Consider the following 23,806-nt stretch of genomic DNA (forward strand, 5'->3'; position numbering starts at 1 on the left):
ATCCACATTAAATGTCAAGTATTCTTTTTCTCCACATCCCGGGGTCCGACGTCACCGGGCGCCCGAACGGAGGATAAAAATGACACCGGAGAGCACCCTGCGCCTGGCAGCGCGTTTTTTCGATTGCGTGGAAGCCGGGGATATTGATGGATTGATCAGTTGCTACGCCCATGTCGCCGAGTTTCGAAAGTTCGCGTGACGCTTTCACCCGGCATTCGCCGGCGCTTTTTCCTGATCCGGTCGCCTGAGGCCAGCGCTGTCCACTGCGCTGTTCATTGCACTTGTCACTGCGCTTGCCAGCACCCCGAAGGTGAGCTAACCTTCAATCAATTTAAGATATATTAAAATAATTGCGGGGGCCACAAAATCGCGCCATCGAAGCAGGCGGCAATACCCGATACCACCACGCCCACCTGCCTGTGCGCAGGCCGGCTCAACGCCCGGCCACGCCGGGCGGGGGCTCAGGCAAACCACTTTTCATAACGATAACAGGAGAGAAGTCATGCCCTACCCAACCCGCCCCGCCGCCCTTGGCGGGGGCCTCTGCGCCCTTGCCGCCGCCGTGCTGACCACCTCGTTACTACCCGCCCGGGCCGCGGCCCAGGACAGCGCCGGCAACGCCGAAGACCATCGCGTGATCGAGGAAGTGATCGTCAGCGTGCGCTACCGCGAGGAGAGCCTGCAAACGGTGCCAAGTGCGGTAACGGCCTTCGACACCGGCATGCTGGAGGACATTGTGGCACTGGACTTCCAGGACTTGAGCCGCCCGTCGCCGAACGTGAATATCCAGCAGGTGAACCAGTTTCCCAACGCCGCCGCTGTGCACATCCGCGGCATCGGCGACCAGCGCATTGAGTCCACCGAAGAGCCGCGTGCGGGTATCTCCATCGACGGCCTGTTCTTTACCCGGCCGGGTTCCAGCAACATCGACTTCTTTGACCTGGCCTCGGTGCAGATACTGCGCGGCCCCACCGGGGTGAATTTTGGCAAGAACAGCCTCGCTGGCGGCATGGCGGTGGAAACCATCCAGCCCAGCGGTGAACTCGGTGGCAAGGTCGATGTGAACATCGGCAACTACGGCCGCGAGGAATACCGGATGGCGGTGGACTCGCCAAAAATCGCCGATTGGGCCTTCCGCCTGTCCTACCTGTACAAGCAGTACGACGGCCACTTCAAAAACCGCTTTGACGGCACGCCACGCGGTGCCTTCGGTGTACCCGAGGACTTCACCCTGCCCATCGCCAAGGAACTGGGCGCCGAAGACGTCAGCTCCGGGCGCCTGCAGGGTTTGTGGACACCCAGCGACAATGTCGACCTGCGCCTGATCTACAACTGGGTGCGCGACAAGAGCGACCCGACCCCGGGCGATACCGCCTCCGACGACGGCTCAGACCCGCGTTTTCCCGCCCAGTTGGCCTGCATACTGCAGGAGGGTTGCCCGGAACCCGATGACGGCCCCTACCGCCTTGGCCGCGACTACTACTCGCGCTCCGACATTGACCAGGACGCCTTCACCGGCATCCTCAACTGGGACTTCGGCGGTGTGGCGATGACGGCCATCGCCGGCTATATCGAAACCGATGACCTGTTCCTGAACGACTTTGACCAGACCGAGTTTTTCTTCTTCCCGACCTCCCGCGACCAGACCCACGACCAGACCAGCTTCGAGCTGCGCTTTACCAACAGCGACGACAGCGGCAGGCTGGACTGGGTCGTGGGCGCCTTCTATATGGAGCAGGAACATGAACTGACCCAGAACTTCCCGACCCTTGGCTTTACCGCCGGTGATACCTTTTTCGCCACCGCCGACTACACCACCCAGAAAGCCGAGAGCCAGGCGCTGTTCGGCCAGGTGATCTACGCCATTAACGACCGTTTGAACCTGACCGCTGGCCTGCGCTACACCGATGAGCAAAAGGACTTCTACCGCGACCCAGCCATTTCCACACCCGCCATCACCTACGACCCCAACACTCACTTCAGCTACAGCGACGCCCGGGCACTGGCGCGGCAGGATCTGTCGGACGACATACTCAGCGACCTGGACACCGACCACACCGACTACAAACTGGCGCTGGACTACCAGCTGGGTGACAACGCCATGGTGTACGGGCAGGTGGCTACCGGCTTCAAGGCCGGCGAATTTGGCGCCCGCGCCAACTCACCGGAAACCGCCCTGCCCACCGATGACGAAGAGGCGATTTCCTACGAAATCGGCCTGAAGTCGGAACTGTGGGACAACCGGCTGCGCCTGAACCTGGCGGCCTTCTGGGCCAGTTACGAGAACCTGCAATTCGGGGTTTTTGTGCCCAGCGCCAACGTCACCGGCCAGGAGACCCTGAACCAGAACGTGGGCGAGGCCACCACCAAGGGCATTGAACTGGACCTCAGCGCCTCGCTGACCGATCGCCTGACCGTGAACCTCAACGCGGGCTACCTGGATGCCAGCTACGACGAGTTCTGCGCCGACCTCAACGGCGCCAGTGCCTATCCCACCCCGCCCACATCCAGCTGCGGCAGCGTAACCGCCCTGACCGACGGCACCTATCTAGTAGAAGAGGACCAGTCGGACCTGGAACTGTCCCGGGCCCCGAGCTACAACTACCACGTCAGCGGCGAGTACGACCTGCCGCTGCCCGATGGCTGGGGCGGCCTGGTGGCGCTGTTGTCCTACACCTACAGCGACGAGTACTTCTCTGACTCCACCATCAATCACCCCAAGGGCAAGACCGGTGGCTTTGGCACCTGGGACGGCAGCCTGGCCTGGAGCAACAGCAGCCGCGCCCTGCGGGTGGCCCTGTGGGGCAAAAACCTGACCGATGAGGAGGAGGTATCCGGGCTGACCCCCACCGCCAACTTCTTCAACCAGCGCTTCTGGTATCCGCCGCGCACCTACGGCGTGAACCTCAGCTACACCTTCGAGTAGGCACTACCACGTCCGGCAGTCAGCACTGCAGGCTGCCGGACTTCTCGCCCCCTACTTACTCTGCCCCACGCTCCCCTGCTGCCCTTTCGCAGCGGCGGCCCCGCACCAACGTCCACAACACCTGATGCCAGCACGCTCCAGTGTCGCCCACTCTGAAGAGGGAGCAGGAGCATCACCACCGACACCCGCTTGCCCAGCATTTTATTAGCCTATTTTTGTCAATCTAATTGACACACATAAAAAGCAGGCACAGAATCCGTTTATGTCAATCTAGTTGACGACAAACCCAGCCATCGGAGCCCCCATGCAGCCAGCCACCCAAGCCAGTACCAGCAACCTGCAGCAGCGGATAAAAGCCCTGGTTCCCATGATCGAAGCGCGCGCCGAGCAGGTAGAAGCGCAGCGCAAGCCCGACGACGACGTGATTGCCGCCCTCGCCGATACAGGCCTGTTCCGCGCCTTTGTGCCCGCCGCCTTCGGCGGCGACGAAATTGACACCGACACCTTTATCAACCTGGGCCTGCTGGTGTCCCGGGCCTGCACCTCCACCGGCTGGGTCAGCACGTTTTACATGGAACACAACTGGATGCTGGCGCACTTTCCCCGCTCTACCCAACGCGACGTGTTTGGCGGGCGCGGCTACCTGTTGGCGCCAGCCACCATCAGCCCGGGCGGCCACGCCGTTGCCTGTGACGGCGGCTACCGCATCAGCGGCCAGTGGAGTTGGGGCACCGGCATCATGCACGCGGACTACGCCATTCTGAACGCCGTGGTAGAGGGCGAAGAGGACGGCCCGCGCCTGTTCCTGCTGCCACGGGCGCAGGTGCAAGTGCTGGATACCTGGTACGCCGCCGGCATGGCAGGCACGGGCAGCAACGACATCAGGGCAGAGGACGTGTTTGTGCCCAGCGACTACACCTGCCCGCTCAAGGACATGGCCATCGGGCGCGGCGCTGGCCTGCCGGACAAGGGCGCTGCGCGCTATCGCCACCCCATGATGCCGCTGCTGTGTATCGCTGCCGCCATTCCCGCCCTCGGTGCCGCCCAGCGCGCCCTGGCGCTGTTTCGCGCACGGCTGGAAGGCCGCAAACTGTATGGCATGTCCGGCAAGCAGGTGGATCGCCCCTCGGCGCAAATCCTGTTTGGCGATGCCCACGCCCGGGTGCGCGCGGCAGAGCTGACACTGCGTGATGTCGGGCGCCGGCTCTCCGATTGGGGCGAGCGCGCCGACATCTGCCCCATGGAAGATCGCGCCGAGATGCGCCTGAGCGCTGCGCTGGCAGTGCGCGAGTGTCGCGACACGGTGCGCCGGCTGATGGATGCCAGCGGCGCCAGCGCACACCTCAGCGCCCACCCCATGCAACGCATTGCGCGGGACATCAACACGCTGTCCTGCCACACCGTCTTTGACGCCGACATCGGCGCCGAAAATTATGGCCGCCTGCTGCTCGGACTGAAGCCGGCGTCGCCTGTGTAAGCACCCCAACGGGCCCTGCGCCCACCCCTGTACACAAACGGAGAACCATAATGAAAGCCAACCTCCCGCTGTCCTCCCGTCGCCTGGCCCTGGCTGTCGGCGCCCTTGTCACCTGCAATACCACCTCCGCCGCTGTGCTGGAGGAAGTCGTTGTCACCGCGCAAAAGCGCGAGCAGAGCATGCAGGATGTGCCCATTTCCCTGTCGGTAGTTGGCGGTGATGAAATCGCCGACTTCGCACTGCGCGATTTCAGTGACCTGTCTTCGTCGATTCCAAACTTTTACGTCCAGGACACCCCAGGGAACTATTCCATTTTTATTCGCGGCATGGGTTCCACCGCTGGCAACCTCGCCTTTGAACAAACCGTCGGCCTGTTCGTCGATGGTGTCTATGCTGGCAAGGCACGACAGTTCCAGAGCCCTTTCCTCGACCTGGAACGCATCGAAGTATTGCGCGGCCCCCAGGGCGCACTGGTTGGCAAAAATACCAGCGCAGGCGCGGTGAACGTGATCACCGCCAGACCCACAGAGGACCCGGAGATCACCCTGAGCACCAGCTATGAATTCGAGGGCGAGACCGTCAACACCACTGGCATTCTGTCCGGCCCGTTGAGTGATGGACTGTACGGCCGTGTTGCCGCGAGCTACACCAATACTGACAGGGGCTTTACCGAAAACACCCATCTGGGCGGCCATGAAAAGCAGGTAGAAGATACCGTGGTGCGCGGCGTTGTGGCTTGGGACGCTTTGGACCGGCTCGAAGCTGTTGCAAAACTGGAGGTCGGCCGCTCACGTATCGACGGCAACTCCTACGAAACCCTATTGCCAGGCGAAAAACTGGACTACAAGCGCGCCACCGGAGGCTTCCCGGGCATGGGTAGCCGGGACTATAACGACACCGATTCCAACAATGCCTCGCTGACGCTGAACTACGATATCAACGAATTTACCCTCACATCGATCACCGGCTACTCCAGCTATGATTTCGAAAAGTTCGTAGATGCCGACTTCAGTTCGGCGGATCTATTCGGTTCCATCTTCGCCGAGGATTTCACACAAATCTCACAGGAAATACGCCTGACATCACCCGCCAGTGATACCCTGGACTATATCGTTGGTCTCTATTGGCACACCAGTGACTACGAACTCTACCAGTCCAGCGGGATTGATCTGGGACCTTTCGACGGCCGTTCCTACCGTTTTTTCGACCAAGATAACGATGTTTACTCGCTCTACGCCCAAGGTACTTGGTACGTCAGCGATAGCCTCCGCGTCAGCCTCGGCCTGCGCCAGACGGAAGACGACAAAGACGCCGATCAAAAGCGCAGCCTAACCGGCGTTACTCCATCCAGTTGGCTGGACAGCCCGCTTACCGGCAAGCGTGACGAGAGCGAATTCGACCCGTCAATCAACGTGCAATGGGATGCAACACAAGACATTATGATTTATGCCAGTTGGTCGGAAGGCTCCAAGGCCGGTGGTTTTGTCGGCGGCCAGTCGGTTACCGTTCAGAGTGACTTCGAGTTCGAACCGGAAGATGCTGAAACCTATGAGTTGGGCACAAAACTGGTGATGCTGGACAACAGCCTGACGATCAACGCCGCTTACTTCTATACCGAATACACCAATTTGCAGGTATCGAACTATTATGCCCCGACCAACTCTTTCATTACCGGCAACGCCGCATCAGCGACCACCGAAGGGGTGGAGATGGACTTCGCTTGGCTACCACTGGAAAATCTGACCGTTACTGGCTCCGCCTCGTATCTTGATGCCTACTACGACGATTACCCCGGCGCGGCCTGCCTCTGGAACAATCCCGACTGTGACGTTAGCAGTAACAATATTGGCGGCACCTACCTGCCACGTGCCAACCGGGTGAACGGCACACTGACCTTGAACCACGAACAGTTGCTGGGCAACATGCGCCTAGATTCACGCCTAGAACTGGTCTACAACGGGAAGAGGGCGCTGATTGAAACCCTGGCTCCGCAAGGTGTTCAGGGCGGCTTCACCAAAATTAACCTGCGTCTGGCGCTGTCGCCTGAAAGTGACCGCTGGACACTGGCACTGGTCGGTAAAAACCTCACCGACAAGACCACCTTTAGCCACGCCTTCTCAACGCCGCTCGCCTCGGTGCCAGACACCTTTTCAAAAATGGTAGATCCCCCCCGCACTGTGGCCCTACAGTTCGAGTATCGCTTCCTGTGACATGAGCACAGCCCAATAGAGAGCGGCGCGGCGTCTATGCGACACCGCGCCGTGTGTTGAACGGCAGATATCAGGGTCCGTCTAAAACACGGCGGCGGACGGGCTTTACATACTTCTACTTGCTAATGGCCACACCAATCATCGCGCAGCTTCTGCTTGAGAATTTTATTCATCGCGCTTACGGGCAGACTCTCATCGCGAAATTCCACGCTGCGCACGCACTTGTAGTTGGCCAGTTGCTTTCGGCAATGCTCAATGACGGCGGCTTCATCCAGTGAACAGCCTGGCTCGCTGTAGATCACCGCGTGGACCGTCTCCCCCCAGCGCTCGGAGGGAATGCCGATCACCGCGCATTGCAGCACACCCTTGAGCTGGTAGATCACGTTTTCCACTTCGCCGGCGAAGACGTTCTCACCACCGGTCACGATCATGTCCTTGAGCCGGTCGACGATGAACAGAAAGCCGTCGCTATCGAGGTAGCCCAAATCCCCGGTGTGCAGCCACCCCCCTTCGTAGAGCGCTGCGGTGTTCTCCGGCTGGCGCCAGTAGCCCGGTGTGCTGGCGGGGCTGCGCACGCAGATCTCCCCCACTTCGCCTGCCGGCAGGCATTGCCCGTCTGGCGCCAAGATGGCCACGCGGCAGCCGGCCACGGGCCTGCCGGCAGAGCGGCGCTTGGCGGCATTGGCACCGCGGGTGGTGTGATAGGCGTGGGGCAGGCAGGTCACGGTGCCGCAGCACTCCGTCTGGCCGTAAATCTGGATAAATTCCACGCCCGGCAGGGCCGCCTGGGCGCGCTCGAGAATGCCCTCGGGCATCGGCGCGCCACCGTAGCTGACCTTCTTCAGCGAGGTGATATCAAAGTCAGCAAAACGTTCGTGGCGAATCAGCATGTCGACCATCGCCGGTACCAGTGCGGTCTTGGTGATGCGCTGCGCTTGGATGGCGCGCAATGTCAGCTCGGCATCAAAGCGCGGCAGAATCACCAACTTGGCCGCCAGCACGGCAGCTGCAACGCAATTCATGCCGGCCACCAGGTGAAACATGGGCGCGGCAATCAGCAGGTTGTCCTCACTGGTGGTGCCGGTGGCGGCAATCCACTGCAGGGTGTTGAAAACCATGCCCTGGTGGGTCTGCATTACCCCTTTGGAACGGCCTGTGGTGCCGCCGGTATAGAACAGGGCGGCGACTTCCTGCTCGGCCAGGGCAGGGGGCGCAGCGTGGGCCGGTGCCAACAGCGGCAACAGGCCGCCGGGGCAGTCACCACGGCCAATGTAGAGGGTATGACGGATGTCCGGGCATTGTGCCCGGATCGTTTCGACACTGGCCAAAAAGTGCTCATCCACCAGCAGCACGGTGGCGCTGCAATCCTGTAACCAGTCGACAATCTCTGGCTGCGCCAGGCGGATGTTGATCGGCACGATGGTGGCGCCAAGCGCCGGGATGGCAAAGTACAGTGCGAAGTACAGGTCGCTGTTGTGCGCCAGTACCGCCACGCGCTGATCGGCGCCAACCGCCAGCGCGGCCAGCGCAGCCGCCTGCTCCGCCACCAACTGCTGCAGCGCAGACCAGCTCCAGATGCGGTCTTCGAACACCACGGCCTGCCGATCGGGATACAGGCCGGCCGCGCGGCCGAGTTGCTCGTTCAAGGAGAATTGATACATGCAGAGGCGCTCCGTCAGGTTCCCGGTTTCACCGGGTACCGGTTGATTATTATCGGCGGGAACAACGCTCCCCGCCTTTTGCAGACTCTGTCGACACGGTAGCGCTGCGCGGATTTTATGTCAATTTAATTGACATTTATTTGAAGGCGCTGCTAACGTAGCCAGCCATTGTCATATACCTTGGTGGCCGTGCAGGAGCTCAATCCAATGATCGACATTCTCAGGGAGTGGCTTGGCCCCTGGTACCTCTACATCAAGTTTGTCCACGTCACCTTTGTCATGGTCTGGGTGTGGAGCACCGCCCACGCCTACGCCTACTTTGTGGTGCCGGTATTCAAGGCCTGGCGCCGCCATCCCGACGACGACGCCGTCATTGTGCTGCGCGACTGGGTGATGGAGCGCTTTGATCACGGCGTGATCTACGAACATGTGGCCTACCCGATCATCCTGATTACCGGCCCCTTGCTGTACATTGCCGGCGGCTGGAGTACCGCCGCCGACTGGCTGGTGCTGAAACTGGCCCTGGTGGTATTGATCACCCTGCCCATCGAGGTGCTGGACTACCACCTGTCGCACTTCGGTGGCAACAAAGCGAAGATTCGCGCCACGGGCGATAGCGAAAAATACGAAGCCGCCATTCACCAGCACTGGTATTTCCTGCTCTACAGCTCGCCGATGATCATGCCCGCTGCGTTGCTGATCATCTTCCTCGCCATTACCAAAACCCACTTTTGAACACCGCTGACTTCAAGGAGCCAGGCTATGCGCGCACCGTTTTCCGGCAATCCCGCTCGCTACCGGCGGGCCGCCATCCTCATCTCCGCTTACTCGGTACTGTCGGTTTACACCGCCTTTGCACTGATGAAATGGCTGTTGCAGGGCGATACCTGGGTATTTGGCTGGAAACCGCTGCTACTGGTAGCGGTGTTGATACCGCTCTACGCACGCTTCTGCTACCGTTGGATCATGCGTACCGACGCCCAGTACGGGTCCGGCAGCCGCTGGCAACTCATCCCTGCGCAGGTCAAGCTTCCCGAATTCGACCCACATAAGCACAAGGCCAATAGCCCATGAACGTTCTCCATATCGAAGCCAGCCCCCGGGGCGAGCAGTCCAATTCCAGCCGTGTTGCCAATGCCTTTCTGGCGGCCTGCGCCGCGGCCAACCCCGGCCTGGTGGTCGACAGGCTCAATGTCTTTGATTGCAACCTGCCCGCCTTCGGCCGCGAAGGCGCCAGCCAGAAGATGGCCCATATCGCCAAGTTGATGGCGTCGGGCGAAGGTCTGGAAGCTGCCGGTGAATGGAGTGGGGTGCTAGCCGAAATCAAACGCCTGCAGGATGCCGACAAGGTGGTGATTTCCAGTGCCATGTGGAATTTTTCCATCCCCTACCCGCTCAAGCACTATATCGACCTGGTGTGCCAGCCGGGGCTGACCTTCGGCGTGAACGCCAAGGGCCAGTATGTGGGGTTGCTCAAGGGCAAGCCCCTGCAGCTGATTCTGTCCCGGGGCAGCGAGTACCGTACCGGCTTCCCCGGCGCCGACGATGGCATCAAGACCGACTACCAGAGCGCCTACCTGCGGCATATCGGCGCCTTTCTGGGTTTTGGTGAGGTCGGTGAAATCCAGATTCAGCCGACAGATGCCAAAGGACCCCAGCACGCCGCCGGGGTCATCGAGGCGGCCCTGGCCGAGGCCCGCGAGGCCGGCGCCCACTTCTAGCTGACACCCGTCTTCATGCGCCGGCCACGGCATCAGCGGTGAGTTGACCGGGAGCCACCCGGTCAGCTGTCATCTACGCAGCAGTCATCTGATAGTATCGCCTCAAGCAGTGCGTGCGCCGGCGGCGTGGGCGCGCAACGGTAACAAAAGGAGGCAAAGCACGGTGCAGAGCGAGAAAGAACCCAACAGCGGCGCCGGCAGTGGCAAGCAGGCGTATAAAAACAACCTGGCACAACTCATTCTGCGCGCTCTGTACTGGGTGGAAGACGGCATGCACACCAATTACCACCGCCGCGGTGGCGTTCAGCTCACCCACGCCCAGTCGCTGGTGATGATGAACATCGGCGAGGGCATCCGCCGCCCCTCGGCCATCGCGGAACGACTCGGTGTCAGTCGCCAGGCCGTGCATACCAGTATCCGCGAACTCGATCGCCTTGGCCTTATCGACCTTGTGCCGGATCCAGACGATGGCCGCGCCACCATCGCCACCCTCAATCGCAAGGGCGAGCCGGCCCGGGTGCTGGCGATTCAGGTGCTGGAAGAACTGGAAGAGGAACTGGGCCGGCGCATTGGCAAACGCGAGGTCGGCCAGTTTCGCCGGGCACTGGAGAAGGACTGGGGGGCGCCGCCGGAGTTTCCCCTGGAAGACGACAGCAGCAAACGCTGAGGCCTATCGGTTCAGAAAGTTGAGCGGCAGCCCCGCCACCGGCCAGGGCATGGACACCACTCGCCCGCTCGCCGACAGCGTGATGTAAGCCGTTTTCAGCCCTGGCCCACCGAAGCAGATATTGGTGGTGGCAATATCCCCGGTAGGGAAGTGATCAAGCACCCGACCGTCCGCCGCAAACCAGGTGATGCCGCCGTTGAGGATGGTTGCCACGCAGATATTGCCCTCGCCATCCACGGCCAGTGAATCGTAATGCTGCAGCCCCTGCGGGCTCGCCAGGCAATGGCCATTGTGGAAGCCCGCCGGCGGCGCCAGCTCACCCGGTGCGACGATATCGAACGCCCACAGGCGCGCGGCCGTGGTATCCGCCACGTAGAGAGTTTGCTCATCCGGCGACAGGCCGATGCCGTTGGGCGTATCCACCGGAAACGCCGCCTCAACAATCTCACTGCCATCGGGCAGTGCGTAGTAAATGGCGCCCCGGTCCTGCTGGCGGCCATAGCGCTGGCCGAGGTCGGTAAACCAGAAGCCGCCCTGGCGGTCGAACACAATATCGTTGGGGCCACTCAAGGGGTGGCCATTGCAGTGAGTATAGAGCGTGGTGACCGCACCGCTTTGCAGATCCACCCGCTGGATACTGCCGCCGCGATAATTTGCCGCGCGCCCCACCGGGAAGGGCGTACCGTCCACGTCTATCCAGTCGAAGCCGCCATTGTTGCAGACATACACCGCGCCATCGGGGCCAATGGCCGCGCCGTTCGGGCCACCGCCGAGTTCCGCCACCACTTCGACCACACCGCCCGTGGTGATGCGCGACAAGGTGCCGCGCTGGATCTCTACCAGCAGCAGCGACCCGTCCGCCAGGGCAATCGGCCCTTCCGGAAACTGCAGCCCGCTGGCGATTTCCGTAAATGCCATCAGACCACTCCCTCGGTGCGCAGGGCGTCGATCTCCGCCTCGTCCAGCCCCAGCAACTCGCCAAGCACTTCCTGGTTGTGGCTGCCAACGCCCTGCCCGGGCCAGTCGGTGCGCCCCGGCGTGTCCGCCAGCTTGGGCATGATGGCGGGGATGTGCAGCGGCTTGCCGTCGATCTCCACCTGTTCGAACATGCCGCGGGCGTTAAAGTGCGGGTCGCGCATCTGGTCTTCCACGTTGTACACCAGGCCCACTGGCACCCGCTGCGCCTCCAGAACCTCCACCACCTCGGCCGCCGTGCGCCCGGCGCACCAGTCGGCCAGGGCCTTGTCGATCACCTCCACATGGCGCACGCGGCCTTCGTTGTGGGCCATCTCCGGATTCTCCGCCATCTCGGGATGCCCGGCGGCCACCATCAGGCGCTTGAAGATGGAGTCGCCGTTGCCGCCGATAATCACAAACTTGCCGTCACCGCAGGTGTAGGTGTTGGTGGGCACAATGCCGGTGAGCGTTGTGCCGGATGCCTCGCGAATCACGCCGGCACCCGAGTATTCGGGCACCACGCCTTCCATCAGGTTGAACATGGATTCGTACAGGGCCACATCCACCACCTGGCCCTCGCCCGACTGACGCTGGCGCTGCAGCAGGGCCAGGCAGATACCCAGGGCGGCGTGAATGGCGGCGATGGTATCGCCGGTGCTGAGGTTGGGCCGCACCGGCGGCTCCCCCGGGAAGCCGTTGACATAACGAAAGCCACTGACCCCTTCCGTCACCGAGGCGTAGCCGGGCTTGGCGGCATAGGGGCCGGTCTGGCCATAGCCGGAGATACGGGCATAAACCACCCCCGGGTTGACCTGCTTGATGTCCTCCGGGCCCATGCCCCACTCCTCCACCACCCCCGGGCGGAAATTCTCCACCACCACGTCGGCACTGTGCATCAGCTTGCGCGCCAGTGCCCGGCCCTTCTCGCTTTTCAGGTCCAGCGTCACGCTCTTTTTGTTGCGCCCCAGGCTGCGATACCAATGGGACGTACCGTTTTCCACAATGCGCCAGCCCCGAATCGGATCGCCCTTGCCCGGGGGCTCGATCTTGATCACCTCTGCCCCGAAGTAGCCGAGAATAGTGCTGGTGAAGGGCCCGGCCAGCAGCTGGCCGAGTTCGATAACGCGAATGCCATCCAGCGGGCGCTGGGACGGGGTGCTGGACATACTGGTTCCTCCGAACGGGCGGCCTCAACCGAACAACGCCGCGCCAGCCCCGCAGGGGCCGGCAGACTTAGTTATTGCAAAATTATTTTAATATTGATTAAACGCAATACACAAGCCCGGGCTACGTGTTCTTTGTGGCTCCTTCAAAAAGGCTCTCCCGCCCGCCACACTCACTTGCACCCGCTCACAGGCCCACATAACTCACCCGATACACCACCCCGGCGTAATCGTCAGACAGCAACAGGCTGCCATCGGCCAGTGGCTGCAGATCCACCGGGCGGCCCCAGTAGGAGTCGTCCTCGTCGTTGTTCAGCCAGCCGTCGATAAAGGGCCGGTAAGCCACCACCTCGTTGCCCTGAAGCACCGCCATTTTCACCCGGTAGCCGATCTTCTCGCTGCGGTTCCAGGAGCCGTGCTCAACGATGAACAGGTGGCGATAGGCCGCCGGAAAAGACGCGCCTTCGTAAAAATGAACGGTCAGCGGCGCCACGTGGGGGCCGAGTTTTAACACTGGCGCGGTGTAATCCGCCGGGTTCCTGCCTTCGCCAAACTCCGGGTCGCGCACGTCACCGGCGTGGAAGTAGGGGTAGCCGAAGTGCTCTCCGGGCTCGCTCACCCGGTTCAGCTCGCAGTAGGGCACCTCGTCGCCCATCATGTCGCGGCCGTTGTCGCCAAACCACAGCTCGCCGCTGCCTGGGTGCCAGTCAAAGCCCACCGTATTGCGCACACCGCGGGCGTACACCTCGTAACTCTGGCCATCCTCTGCGTAGCGCAAAATGGTGGCATAGGGCTCTGGCTCGTCGCAGATGTTGCAGGGCGCCCCCACCGGCACGTAGAGGTGGCCGTCGGGGCCAAAATCAATGAACTTCCAGCCGTGACGCTTCGCCGTGGGCAGCCCGTCGACGAACTGCGTGTAGGCCAATTCCTTCCCGGAGGCCAGCTGTGCCTCGATATCCGCGTAGCGCCGCACGCTGCTGATCTGGGCCACGTACAGGTCGCCGTCCCGGTAGGCCACCCCGGAGGGCATCGTGAGCCCTGTTGCCATCACCCGCTTGGTATCCGGCCTGCCGTCGCCATCGCTGTCGCTGATGGCGTACACCTCGCCGGCGCTGCGGGTGCCGATAAACAGGGTGCCTTTGTCGCCCAGGGCCATCTGCCGGGCATTGGGCACATCATCCACATAAACCTCGATGGCAAAGCCATCCGGCAGGTTCAGCTGCTGTAGCGGCAGCTCCGCCGCCCCGGCGCCCACCGCAACGCCCGCCGCCATCACCAAACCCGTCATTGCCCCATACCCGCGCACTACAAACTCCTTGAAACCTCGGTGGCCCGGGGAATCCGGGCCGCAATGCCGACAGTATAGCGGCACACGCGCCGCTCCCCTTGCACGCACCCTTGCACACACCCTTGCAAACAGCCCAGCACAACCCCCAACATCGCCGCGCCGGGCAATAGCTGCTAGAATTTGCCGCTTGATTTTTACTCCCGGCCCCCACCCGACCAGTGCGCGCAGCCGGAACTCTCCCCGGAGGCCCCGCGCCCCCATGGACGGGTTCAGAGCCCACCCCGCTTTCATTGGTGGGGGCGGCGCATGCGCAAAGCCCTGCCCGGTTTGGTGCCGGACTGCAACAGGGTTCCCGCCCTACAAGACCGGTAGCGAGACAGCACTCCCACAATGGACCAGCACTACAACGCCCAGACCATCGAACAGTCCACCCAGCAGCACTGGCTGGACAACAACAGTTTCGCCGTCGCCCACGACGATGCCCGCGAAAAATTCTACTGCCTGGCCATGTTCCCCTACCCCAGCGGCCAGCTGCACATGGGTCATGTGCGCAACTACACCATTGCCGATGTGATCGCCCGCTACCAGCGCATGCTGGGCAAGAACGTGCTGCAGCCGATGGGCTGGGACGCCTTCGGCCTGCCGGCGGAAAACGCCGCCATCAAGAACAACGTGCCGCCGGCAAAGTGGACCGCCCAGAACATCGACTACATGCGCGAACAGCTGCGCCGGCTGGGCTTTGCCTACGACTGGGACCGGGAGATCGCCACCTGCAACCCCGAGTACTACCGCTGGGAGCAGTGGTTCTTCACCAGGCTGTTCGAGAAGGGCCTGGCCTACAAGAAAAAGGCCGAGGTGAACTGGTGCGAAACCGACCAGACCGTGCTCGCCAACGAACAGGTGGTGGATGGCTGCTGCTGGCGCTGCGACAACCCGGTGGAGCGCCGGGAGATCGACCAGTGGTTCATCAAGATCACCGATTACGCCCAGCAGCTGCTGGATGACCTGGACCAACTCGACCAGTGGCCGGAGCAGGTGCGCACCATGCAGCGCAACTGGATTGGCCGTTCAGAGGGCGTGAACCTGCGTTTTGGGCTGGCGGATGCAGCGGCCACCGAAGGCGGCGAGATCGAGGTGTACACCACTCGCCCCGACACCTTGATGGGCGCCACCTACCTGGCCGTTGCCCCCCAGCACCCGCTGGCAAAGGCCGCCGCCGAATCCAACCCGGAACTGGCCGCCTTCATTCGCGAGCAGGGCAATGTGAAAGTGGCCGAGGCCGACATGGCCACCATGGAAAAGCTCGGCATGGACACCGGCACAAAGGCCCTGCACCCGATCACCGGGGCTCAAGTGCCGGTGTGGGTCGCCAACTTCGTCTTGATGAGCTACGGCTCCGGCGCGGTGATGTCGGTGCCCGGCCACGATCAACGCGACTTCGAGTTTGCCCGCAAATACGGCCTGCCCATCGTGCAGGTGGTGGCCAAAGCCAGCGACGATGCCGACTACGATGCCAGCACCTGGCAGGACTGGTACGCCGACAAAGAGGGCACGGTGAGCATCAACTCCGGCGCCGGCTATGAAGCGTTCGACGGGCTGGACTGCAAGGCGGCCTTCGACGCCATCGCCAACCACCTGGAGGCCGCCGGCAAGGGCGAGCGCACGGTGAACTTCCGCCTGCGGGACTGGGGCGTGTCGCGCCAGCGCTACTGGGGCGCGCCGATTCCCATCATCAACTGCGCCAGCTGCGGCGCGGTGCCGGTGCCGGCGCAGGACCTGCCGGTGGTGCTGCCCACCGAGGTCGAGTTCCAGGGTGTGGGCTCGCCCATCAAGACAATGCCGGCGTTCTACGAGACCGCCTGCCCCCAATGCGGCGGCGCGGCCCAGCGCGAAACCGACACCTTCGACACCTTTATGGAATCGTCCTGGTACTACGCCCGCTACGCCTGCGCCCGCAACGACCAGCAGATGCTGGATGCCGAGGCCGACTACTGGGCGCCGGTGGACCAGTACGTGGGCGGTATCGAACACGCCATCCTGCACCTGCTGTATGCGCGCTTCTACCACAAGCTGATGCGTGACGAAGGCCTGGTGCACTCAGACGAGCCATTCACCCGCCTGCTGACCCAGGGCATGGTGTTGAAGGACGGTGCCAAAATGTCCAAGTCCAAGGGCAACACCGTGGATCCGCAGGCGCTGATCGACCGTTACGGCGCCGACACCGTGCGCCTGTTCTCCATGTTCGCGGCACCGCCGGAGCAGTCGCTGGAATGGTCCGACTCGGGGGTGGAAGGCGCCAACCGCTTCCTCAAACGCCTGTGGAAACTGGTGCAGGGGCATGTGGAGGCCGGCGCCGCACCGGCACTGGAGGCCGCCGCCCTCAACAACAACCAGAAGGCGGCCCGCCGCAAAACCCACGAGACCATTGCCAAGGTGGCCGACGACTACGGCCGCCGCCAGACCTTCAACACCGCCATTGCGGCGGTGATGGAGCTGTGCAACGAGCTGGGCAAGCTGGATGCCGAGCCCCAGAGCCGCGCGGTACTGGACGAGGGCCTGCGCGCGGTGGTGCTGATGCTGAACCCCATCGTGCCCCACATCTGCCACGACCTGTGGCAGCAGCTGGGTGGCGAGGGCGCACTGCTGGACGCCCCCTGGCCGGCGGTGGACGAGGCCGCCCTGACCCGCGATGCCATCGACATGGTGGTGCAGGTGAACGGCAAAGTGCGGGCAAAAATGTCCGTGGCCGCCGATGCGCCCAAGGACGCCGTGGAGGCCGCCGCCCTGCAGCAGGACAACGTGCAGCGCTTTCTGGACGGTGTCACGGTGCGCAAGGTGATTGTGGTGCCGGGCAAACTGGTTAACATTGTGGCCAACTGATTGCCGGAGCCTGCCATGCCTTATCAACCCCTGCCCCAGCGCCTCGCCCGCTTCGCCCTGCTGTGCAGCCTGTGCACCCTGCTTGCCGCCTGCGGCTTCCAGCTGCGCGGCAACAGCAGCGCCACCGCCCTGCCCGAAAGCTGGCGCAGCCTGTACCTGGACACCGGCAACCCGAACAGCGAATTCAGCCGCGAGGTCATGGCGCGCTTTTCCGCCAACGGCATCACCTGGGTGGAAAGCCGCGACGAGGCGGCCTTTGTGCTGAGCCTGGGGCCAGAGCATTTCAGCCAGCGCAACCTGTCTCTCAACCGCGAGGCCCGGGCGGCGGAATTCGAGCTGACCATGCAGACCCAGTTCGCCGTGCTGCAGCCGGGCAATGCCACCCCCATCATCGAGCCGAGCAGTGCCTCGGTCGTCAAGCAGATGGAAAACGACCCGCGCAACGTTGTGGGCAAGGCCGAGGAAATTCGCATCCTCAAGGGTGAGATGCGCTCCGAGTTGGCCCAGCAGATTCTGCGCCGCATCGGCTTCTTCGCCGCCAACGCCACCCGCCAGGCAGGCTGAGCCCACCGTGCGGCTCTACCCGGAGAAACTGGCCGCCCACCTCCAGCAGCAGTGCCTGCCGGTCTACCTGGTATCCGGGGACGAGACCCTGCTGGTGCAGGAATGCGCCGACCAGGTGCGCGCCGCCGCCCGCGCCGCCGGCTGCAGCGACCGGGAAGTGATTGAGGTCGACGGCAAGGGCTTTGACTGGCAGGTGCTGCTGAACAGCGCCGCCGACATGTCCCTGTTCGGCGACCGCAAGCTGATCGAACTGCGCATTCCCTCCGGCAAACCCGGGGCCGAGGGCAGCAAGGCGCTCTGTGAATACCTGCAGCGCAGCAGTGGCGACGACATTCTGCTGTTGGTGCTTGGCAAAATCGACAAGGCCTCCCAGAACAGCAAGTGGTTCAAGGCTATCGACGCCGCCGGCGCCTGGTTGCAGGTGTGGGAAGTAAAACCCCAGGACCTGCCCCGCTGGCTGGGCCAGCGCCTAGAAGGCGCCGGCCTCTCCGCCGACCGCGACGCCCTGCAATTACTGGCGGACCGGGTGGAGGGCAACCTGCTGGCGGCGGTGCAGGAAGTGGAAAAACTCAAACTGCTGGCGCCAGAGCGGCACATCAGCGCCGACACCGTCACCACCGCGGTGGCGGACAACGCCCGCTTCAACCTGTTCGCCATGGTGGACGCCGCCCTGCAGGGCGATGCGGCGAACAGCCTGCGCATGCTGCACGGGCTGCGCGGCGAAGGCACCGACGCCACCGTGGCCCTGTGGGCCCTGGCGCGGGAAATTCGCAGCCTGTATGAACTGCAGGCGCAATGCCGGCAGGGCTCCCAGCAGCAGGTGCTGCAGCAGGCCATCAAGCAGCGCAAACTGTGGCCGAACCGCCTGGGCCTGGTGCAGGGCGCCCTGAATCGCCACAACCTTGACGCCCTGGGCGAACTGCTGCAACTGGCTGCGGCCATTGATGGCAGCATCAAGGGTTACGCCCAGGGGCGGCCCTGGAACGGACTGGAGCGCCTGGTAGCGCGCCTGGCGGCGTAGGCGCGGCAAGCCCTCGCCCCGCCACCTGCCTGAGCCGTCCCGGCCGCAGCGGGCCGCCATTCTGCAAGCATTCTGTTTGCCCCTCTCGGCAATCTTGCACAGCCATCCACGCAGCCGCCTTGAAGTGCCAGCGTGCCGGCACTCCATTGCCCATTGCCGATTGCCCCACCTGTCGCCCAGGCGGGCACATGCCGTGGAGCGGGACTTTTCACGCCCACCGGGTGCTTGCTTTATGCCTCCGGCGCAACTACTGTATATCCATACAGTTAATCACAGTAGCCCCGGGGGAGCACTGCCATGAACCCAGCCAACAGCCACCTTGAGCACCGCCCGCATCGCCAGAGCGCCTGGCGCGACATCGCACCCGACCTGCCCGGGCTGGGCGGTTCGGCCAACAGCGCGCGCCACCACCCGGCGGGCCTGCCCACTGGCTTCGCGGCGCTGGATGCTGCACTGACGCAGGAGGGCTGGCCACCCGGCACCTGCATTGAAGTGCTCAGCGACAGCTGCGGCATGGGGGCCATGGGCCTGTTCCTGCCGGCCATGGAGAGCCTCACTGGCCAGGGGCGCTGGCAGGCCTTTGTCGCCCCGCCCTTTACCCCCTACGCCCCGCTGCTGAAGGCCCGGGGAGTGGATATTGGCCAGGTGTTGCTGGTTCACCCGCACAGCCGGGCACAGCGGCTGGCCAGCATCGAGCGGGCCCTGCTCAGCAGCACCTGCAGCGTTGTGTTCGGCTGGCTGGGCGCGGGGGATTACCAACCCGGCGAATTGCAGCGGCTGGAGGCCGCCGCGGCCGCCGGCGACACCCTGGCGGTGCTGTTTCGCGCCACCAGCGCGGCTAACAGCGCCACACCCGCCGGCCTGCGCCTGCAGATGAGCGGCTATCGCCAGGTTCACATTGTGCAGCAGCGCGCTGGCAGGGCCGGCCTTGATATCTGCCTGTCGGATGACGACGATCTGCCCCAGCAGCCACAGTTGTGGGAGCTGCCGGCAGCACTTTGACACAGCCCGGCCCGCCCCCGACAATTTGCGGCACAGGCAAACAAACGGAACAGGGCGGATGAAATTCGATGAATGGCTGAGCGACTGGGGCGTTACCCTTGGGGTGGGCGCCCTTATCCTGTTCATGATTTTTATTGTCTGGGACCTCGCCCGCCGCAGCAACGCCGGCAAGTTCGGCACCCTCATCCTCTACATTGGCCTCGCCATGGGCATATTCGGCTTCCTGATCAAAGTGGTCATCACCTACCTGATGGAGCGGGCCGGGGTCTAAGGTGAAGGTCTAAGGTGAGGGTCTAAGGCGAAGGTCTAAGGCGAGGATCTAGCCAAAAAGGCACAGCCGGGGAAATTGCCGGGGGCAGCGCCCCCGGCACAACACATTTACAGAGCGGGAATGCGCAGGCTCTGCCCGGGATAGATCCTGTCCGGGTCCTTGAGCATCGGTTCGTTGGCCTTGAAGATCACCATGTACTTGCCGGCATCGCCGTAGTGGGCCTTGGCAATGGCGCTCAGGGTATCGCCGGCCTGCACGGTGTAGAAGGTCGACTCCCCGGCCGCCGGCGCGGCATCACCAGCACCACCCGCGGCCGCTGACGGCGCGGCGGGGGCATCCACGCTGAGCTGGCAATCCACCTGGGCAATGCCGTGCTGGTTGCCGGCGCACAGTACGATTTTCTCCAGCGCCTCCTGGCTCGGCACCGAGCCCGTCAGGGTGGCCTTGTCGCCATTGACGCCCACCTGCACCTGCTCGCCGTCAATGTCCAGCTCCGCCACCATGCGGCTGATACTCTGCGCGCGCAGTTCGTTCAGGCGCTCCGGAGAAATCTCCACCGGCTTGTTGATGTCCTTGTTATCCGTGCTGCCAAGCACGGCCTCGGTGAGCTTTTCGCCGGCGTCACTTACAAAATCGAATAAACCCATTGCGGTGCATACTCCTGTCCATGAAAAAAGCAGCCGGGCAGCGCCGCGGCCACCATCACTATAGACCAGCCATGCGAAGGAGTAACATAAAAGCCTCACAGGCAAGCAGGTGCAGCCATGTCAGGCATCAAACTGGTACTGGGCGATATCACCACCGCGGAGGTGGACGCCATCGTCAATGCCGCCAACGAACACATGCTGGGGGGCGGGGGTGTGGACGGCGCCATTCACCGGGCCGCGGGGCCGGCGCTGCTGGCCGCCTGCCGGGAGGTTGCCGAGGCCAACGGCGTGCGCTGCCCCACTGGCCAGGCACGCATTACGGCTGCCGGGAATCTCAAGGCCCGCTATGTAATCCACACGGTGGGGCCGGTCTATGCGTTTGTGGATAACCCCGCGCAGCTGCTGGCAAGCGCGTACCGCAGCAGTTACCAGCTGGCGCTGGAACACGGCTGCAAACGCCTGGCGGTGCCGGCCATTTCCTGCGGGGTGTATGGCTACCCGCTGGCCGACGCCGCCCGGATAGCCCTGGGGGTGAGCAGCGAGGCGCCCTACCGCGATCTGGATATCACCTTCTACCTGTTCAGCCAGGCGATTTACGACATCTGGATTGCGGAACTCGGGCGCCGGTAAGTCTCAGGCCTTGCCGCCGCGCTCGATCAGCGCGTCGATCTTCTGCTCAAGGATGGACAGGGGCACCGGGCCGTCCTTCAGCACCTCGTCATGGAAGGCGCGAATGTCGAAATCATCACCCAGCGCTTCCCGCGCCTTTTCCCGCAGCTCCACAATTTTCAGCTTGCCGATCAGGTAGGCGGTGGCCTGCCCGGGCATGGCGATGTAGCGCTCGATGGCCTTGGTGGAATCACCCGGCGAGTTGGGGGTGTTCTCCAGCAGGTAGTCGATGGCCTGCTCCCGCGTCCAGCGCTTGCTGTGAATACCGGTATCCACCACCAGGCGGCAGGCCCGCCACAGCTCCATGGCCAGGCGGCCAAAATCGGAGTATGGGTCCTGGTAGAAGCCCATCTCCTTCGGCAGCTGCTCGGTGTAAAGGCCCCAGCCCTCAGTGTAGGCGGTAAAGCTCGCGTACTTCTGGAACTCGGGAATATCCTTCAGCTCCACCGAAATGGCGCGCTGCATGTGGTGGCCGGGAATGCCCTCGTGATAGGCCAGGGCCTCCATCTGGTACTTGGGCATGTCCATCATGTTGTACAGGTTCGCGTAGTAAATGCCGGGGCGGGAGCCGTCGGCGGGCGGGCCGTTGTAAAAGGCCTTGCCGGCGGACTGTTCGCGGAAGGGCTCCACCCGCTTCACCACCAGTTCCGCCTTGGGAATCAGGCCGAACTGCTCGGGAATGTGCTCGCGCATCACGTCGATCAGGCGGGTGGCCTCGGCCAGGTAGTCGGCGCGACCCTCGTCGGTGTTGGGGTAGTAGAACTGCTTGTCAGTCCGCATGTACTCGAAAAAGTCCACTAGGGTGCCATCGAAACCCACCGCGTCCTTGATGGCGTTCATTGCCTTGTGGATGCGCGCCACTTCCCGAAGGCCAATGTCGTGCACCTCGTCGGCGGAGAGATCCGTGGTGGTAAACCAGCGCAGACGCTCGGCGTAAAAGGCATCGCCGTTGTCGAACTTCCACACGCCATCGTCACCGCTGGCCTTGGCCGCCTGTGCCTCAATCGCCACAATCAGCTTCTCGTAGGCCGGCTTGACCACGTCCACCAGGGCTGTGCGGGCCGCGTCCAGCAGGCGCTGGCGCTCGGCGTCGTCAATTTCCAGTGCCGCCACCTTGCTCTGGAAGTCGGCCCACAGGGTGGCATCCTCACCGGATGCGTCGAAGGGCACCCCACTGATAATGTTCCTGGATGCCTGGACCATGGGCGGGTACTGCCAGTCCGCCAGCAACAGGTTCTGCGCCTCGCGGATCTCCATCTGCTCGATCACTTCGTCAAACCAGGTGCCGACGTTGTTGAGCCGGCCAATGTAGTCCTCGGCATCCTTCACACTCTTTACGGTGTGGATGTTGATGAGGTTGCTGGCCACCTGGGTGTGGGGGCCGCGGTACTGCTGGATAACAAACAGGTGATGGCGGAAATCGTCGCTGGCAATCTGGCGCTGCAAATCCAGCTTGTAGAGGTCGTAGGACAGTTGCTGCGCCGGCGTGAGGGCCGCGCGGTCGAATTCCGCTATCTGCTTCAGGCGCGCTTCAAGGATGGCCCGCTCTTCGTCGTAGTAGGCCTCGGAGTCCGGGTCCCACTTGTCGTTGTTGATCTTGATGCCGCGATAGCTGGCGCTCATCGGGTGACGCGCCATGTCCACCGCGTAGTTTTCATCCAGGAAGGTGCGGAAGGCCGCGCTGACATCCGCATCTGCCTGGGCCGGAGGCGGGCTGATGGCGGGCGCGCTCTGGCCTGCCTGTGGGGCGCTGTCGGCCCCGGCTTTTTGCTCGTCCCGGGAGCAGGCATTCAGCAGCAGGGCTCCCATCCCCGCCAGGGCTACCGCTTGGGCTAATTTTTTCAAAACAGGTCCTCTCGTGTTACACGCTGGGCTTTGTTCGGGATTGCAGGCTGCGCCTGCAAAGTGCAGGCATCATCCCGCAGCGGGCGGGGGATTTCCAGTTTGCCGGGCCCGCTGCGCTGGCGCCCGAAACCGGGGCCGGTTGCGCGCTGCCAGCCCCCCTGAAAAGGCAGAACATGCCGGCGCTCAGCCAGCCCGCAGCCGGCAGGCAGCCAATTCACAGCCGGCCACAACATCATAACCCACTGTTTTTATTGGATTTTATTCCATCCGCAGCGCCATACACGACAATTGTGAAATTATTATGACACCTGCATGACAGTGATAGATGCGCGCCGAAACGCCGCCGTATGATGGTTCCAGACACGGCGGGAAATCGGCCTGCCACAACAACAATGCGCCGCGAGGCGCCTATTCCAGCCGTCACCGACGGCCGCTTTAGGAGGCACGCACCATGAACACACTGATCAGAATCATCGCCCTCTCCGCCCTGCCCCTGCTGGCAGCAACCGCTGCGGCCGAGGTGACCCAGGACTGCATCGTGGAAGGCACGGTGAACAAGCAAAAGGCCCGCGAGGCCGGCAAGGATGTTTACCTGCGTTTTCACTCGGCGAGCCGCGCCAGCAACGATGCCAGCTGCCACCTCAACCGCCAGGGCAGCCGGGTGGTGTTCAAGGAGCCGCGCAACGCCCTGATCGAAAACGCGCCGGACGGCGCCACCGTGCAATACCGCTACACCGAGCTGAACCACCAGCAAGGCCAGTGGACGCTGCTGAACGTATCGCTGTAAAACGCCCGCTCAATACAGCAGAACACCGGCCAAGGCCCTGGTGATGGCCC

General features: G+C 63.1%; 20 protein-coding genes. 14 read left to right on the forward strand and 6 right to left on the reverse strand.

Annotated features, from left to right (window positions below):
- Positions 1-502: 502 nt before the first annotated feature.
- The 3 genes from DDZ17_RS12560 to DDZ17_RS12570 all read left to right on the forward strand — a co-directional run bounded on the left by DDZ17_RS12560 (position 503) and on the right by DDZ17_RS12570 (position 6,613).
- Positions 503-2,926, forward strand: coding sequence for a TonB-dependent receptor (locus DDZ17_RS12560; RefSeq protein WP_116367311.1), 2,424 nt, complete (start codon positions 503-505; stop codon positions 2,924-2,926).
- A gap of 304 nt (positions 2,927-3,230) precedes the next feature.
- A complete protein-coding gene (locus DDZ17_RS12565) occupies positions 3,231-4,403 on the forward strand; it encodes an acyl-CoA dehydrogenase family protein (protein WP_116367312.1) in 1,173 nt (390 codons plus the stop codon).
- Positions 4,404-4,453: 50 nt separating this feature from the next.
- Entirely contained in the window at positions 4,454-6,613 is a 2,160-nt protein-coding gene (locus DDZ17_RS12570) for a TonB-dependent receptor (RefSeq protein WP_116367313.1), read from the forward strand.
- 122 nt (positions 6,614-6,735) lie between these two features.
- On the opposite strand, the gene DDZ17_RS12575 is transcribed toward DDZ17_RS12570, so the two are convergent.
- A complete protein-coding gene (locus DDZ17_RS12575) occupies positions 6,736-8,274 on the reverse strand; it encodes a long-chain-fatty-acid--CoA ligase (protein WP_116367314.1) in 1,539 nt (512 codons plus the stop codon).
- A 207-nt stretch (positions 8,275-8,481) separates the two neighbouring features.
- Here DDZ17_RS12575 and DDZ17_RS12580 point away from each other — a divergent pair, with 207 nt between their 5' ends.
- The 4 genes from DDZ17_RS12580 (at position 8,482) to DDZ17_RS12595 (ending at position 10,662) form a co-directional block, all read left to right on the forward strand.
- On the forward strand, positions 8,482-9,009 hold the full coding sequence (locus DDZ17_RS12580; RefSeq protein WP_116367315.1) for a hypothetical protein: 528 nt from the start codon (positions 8,482-8,484) through the stop codon (positions 9,007-9,009).
- A gap of 27 nt (positions 9,010-9,036) precedes the next feature.
- Positions 9,037-9,348, forward strand: coding sequence for a hypothetical protein (locus DDZ17_RS12585; RefSeq protein ID WP_116367316.1), 312 nt, complete (start codon positions 9,037-9,039; stop codon positions 9,346-9,348).
- The gene (locus DDZ17_RS12590; protein WP_116367317.1) at positions 9,345-9,995 is read left to right on the forward strand and encodes an FMN-dependent NADH-azoreductase; all 651 of its coding nucleotides are present in this window, start codon (positions 9,345-9,347) and stop codon (positions 9,993-9,995) included. The genes DDZ17_RS12585 and DDZ17_RS12590 overlap by 4 nt, the downstream gene beginning before the upstream one ends.
- A 163-nt stretch (positions 9,996-10,158) precedes the next feature.
- Positions 10,159-10,662 (forward strand): MarR family winged helix-turn-helix transcriptional regulator, encoded by a 504-nt coding sequence (locus DDZ17_RS12595; protein WP_116367318.1) that lies wholly within the window; start codon positions 10,159-10,161, stop codon positions 10,660-10,662.
- 3 nt (positions 10,663-10,665) lie between these two features.
- On the opposite strand, the gene DDZ17_RS12600 is transcribed toward DDZ17_RS12595, so the two are convergent.
- The 3 genes from DDZ17_RS12600 to DDZ17_RS12610 form a co-directional block, all read right to left on the reverse strand.
- A complete protein-coding gene (locus tag DDZ17_RS12600; protein ID WP_116367319.1) occupies positions 10,666-11,580 on the reverse strand; it encodes an SMP-30/gluconolactonase/LRE family protein in 915 nt (304 codons plus the stop codon).
- Positions 11,580-12,785 (reverse strand): CaiB/BaiF CoA transferase family protein, encoded by a 1,206-nt coding sequence (locus tag DDZ17_RS12605; protein ID WP_116367320.1) that lies wholly within the window; start codon positions 12,783-12,785, stop codon positions 11,580-11,582. The genes DDZ17_RS12600 and DDZ17_RS12605 overlap by 1 nt, the downstream gene beginning before the upstream one ends.
- 184 nt (positions 12,786-12,969) lie before the next feature.
- Complete coding sequence (locus DDZ17_RS12610) at positions 12,970-14,070, reverse strand: PQQ-dependent sugar dehydrogenase (RefSeq protein ID WP_116367321.1); 1,101 nt, start codon at positions 14,068-14,070, stop codon at positions 12,970-12,972.
- Between the two features lie 390 nt (positions 14,071-14,460).
- On the opposite strand from DDZ17_RS12610, the gene leuS reads away from it, so the two are divergent.
- The 5 genes from leuS to DDZ17_RS12635 all read left to right on the forward strand — a co-directional run bounded on the left by leuS (position 14,461) and on the right by DDZ17_RS12635 (position 19,808).
- Positions 14,461-16,950 (forward strand): leucine--tRNA ligase, encoded by a 2,490-nt coding sequence (leuS, locus tag DDZ17_RS12615; RefSeq protein WP_116367322.1) that lies wholly within the window; start codon positions 14,461-14,463, stop codon positions 16,948-16,950.
- 15 nt (positions 16,951-16,965) lie between these two features.
- The gene (locus tag DDZ17_RS12620; RefSeq protein ID WP_116367323.1) at positions 16,966-17,514 is read left to right on the forward strand and encodes an LPS-assembly lipoprotein LptE; all 549 of its coding nucleotides are present in this window, start codon (positions 16,966-16,968) and stop codon (positions 17,512-17,514) included.
- Positions 17,515-17,521: 7 nt separating this feature from the next.
- Positions 17,522-18,535 carry a DNA polymerase III subunit delta gene (gene holA, locus DDZ17_RS12625; protein ID WP_116367324.1) on the forward strand — a complete coding sequence of 338 codons (1,014 nt, stop codon included), beginning with the start codon at positions 17,522-17,524 and terminating at the stop codon, positions 18,533-18,535.
- A 297-nt stretch (positions 18,536-18,832) separates the two neighbouring features.
- Positions 18,833-19,537, forward strand: a complete 705-nt coding sequence (imuA, locus tag DDZ17_RS12630; protein WP_116367325.1) for a translesion DNA synthesis-associated protein ImuA — start codon at positions 18,833-18,835, stop codon at positions 19,535-19,537.
- Between the two features lie 58 nt (positions 19,538-19,595).
- Positions 19,596-19,808: a DUF2788 domain-containing protein gene (locus DDZ17_RS12635; protein WP_116367326.1), complete on the forward strand. Its 213-nt coding sequence runs from the start codon at positions 19,596-19,598 to the stop codon at positions 19,806-19,808.
- 107 nt (positions 19,809-19,915) lie between these two features.
- Here the strand turns inward: DDZ17_RS12635 and lysM are convergent, their stop codons facing one another.
- Positions 19,916-20,455 carry a peptidoglycan-binding protein LysM gene (lysM, locus tag DDZ17_RS12640; protein ID WP_116367327.1) on the reverse strand — a complete coding sequence of 180 codons (540 nt, stop codon included), beginning with the start codon at positions 20,453-20,455 and terminating at the stop codon, positions 19,916-19,918.
- Between the two features lie 117 nt (positions 20,456-20,572).
- On the opposite strand from lysM, the gene DDZ17_RS12645 reads away from it, so the two are divergent.
- Positions 20,573-21,085 (forward strand): O-acetyl-ADP-ribose deacetylase, encoded by a 513-nt coding sequence (locus tag DDZ17_RS12645; RefSeq protein WP_116367328.1) that lies wholly within the window; start codon positions 20,573-20,575, stop codon positions 21,083-21,085.
- 3 nt (positions 21,086-21,088) lie between these two features.
- Here DDZ17_RS12645 and DDZ17_RS12650 read toward each other — a convergent pair whose 3' ends face one another.
- Entirely contained in the window at positions 21,089-22,969 is a 1,881-nt protein-coding gene (locus DDZ17_RS12650) for a DUF885 domain-containing protein (RefSeq protein ID WP_241505875.1), read from the reverse strand.
- Between the two features lie 451 nt (positions 22,970-23,420).
- Between DDZ17_RS12650 and DDZ17_RS12660 the strand changes: the two genes are divergently transcribed.
- Complete coding sequence (locus DDZ17_RS12660) at positions 23,421-23,756, forward strand: hypothetical protein (protein ID WP_116367331.1); 336 nt, start codon at positions 23,421-23,423, stop codon at positions 23,754-23,756.
- Positions 23,757-23,806 lie beyond the last annotated feature (50 nt).

The organism is Parahaliea mediterranea (assembly GCF_003402235.1).
Taxonomy (GTDB): Bacteria; Pseudomonadota; Gammaproteobacteria; order Pseudomonadales; family Halieaceae; genus Parahaliea; species Parahaliea mediterranea.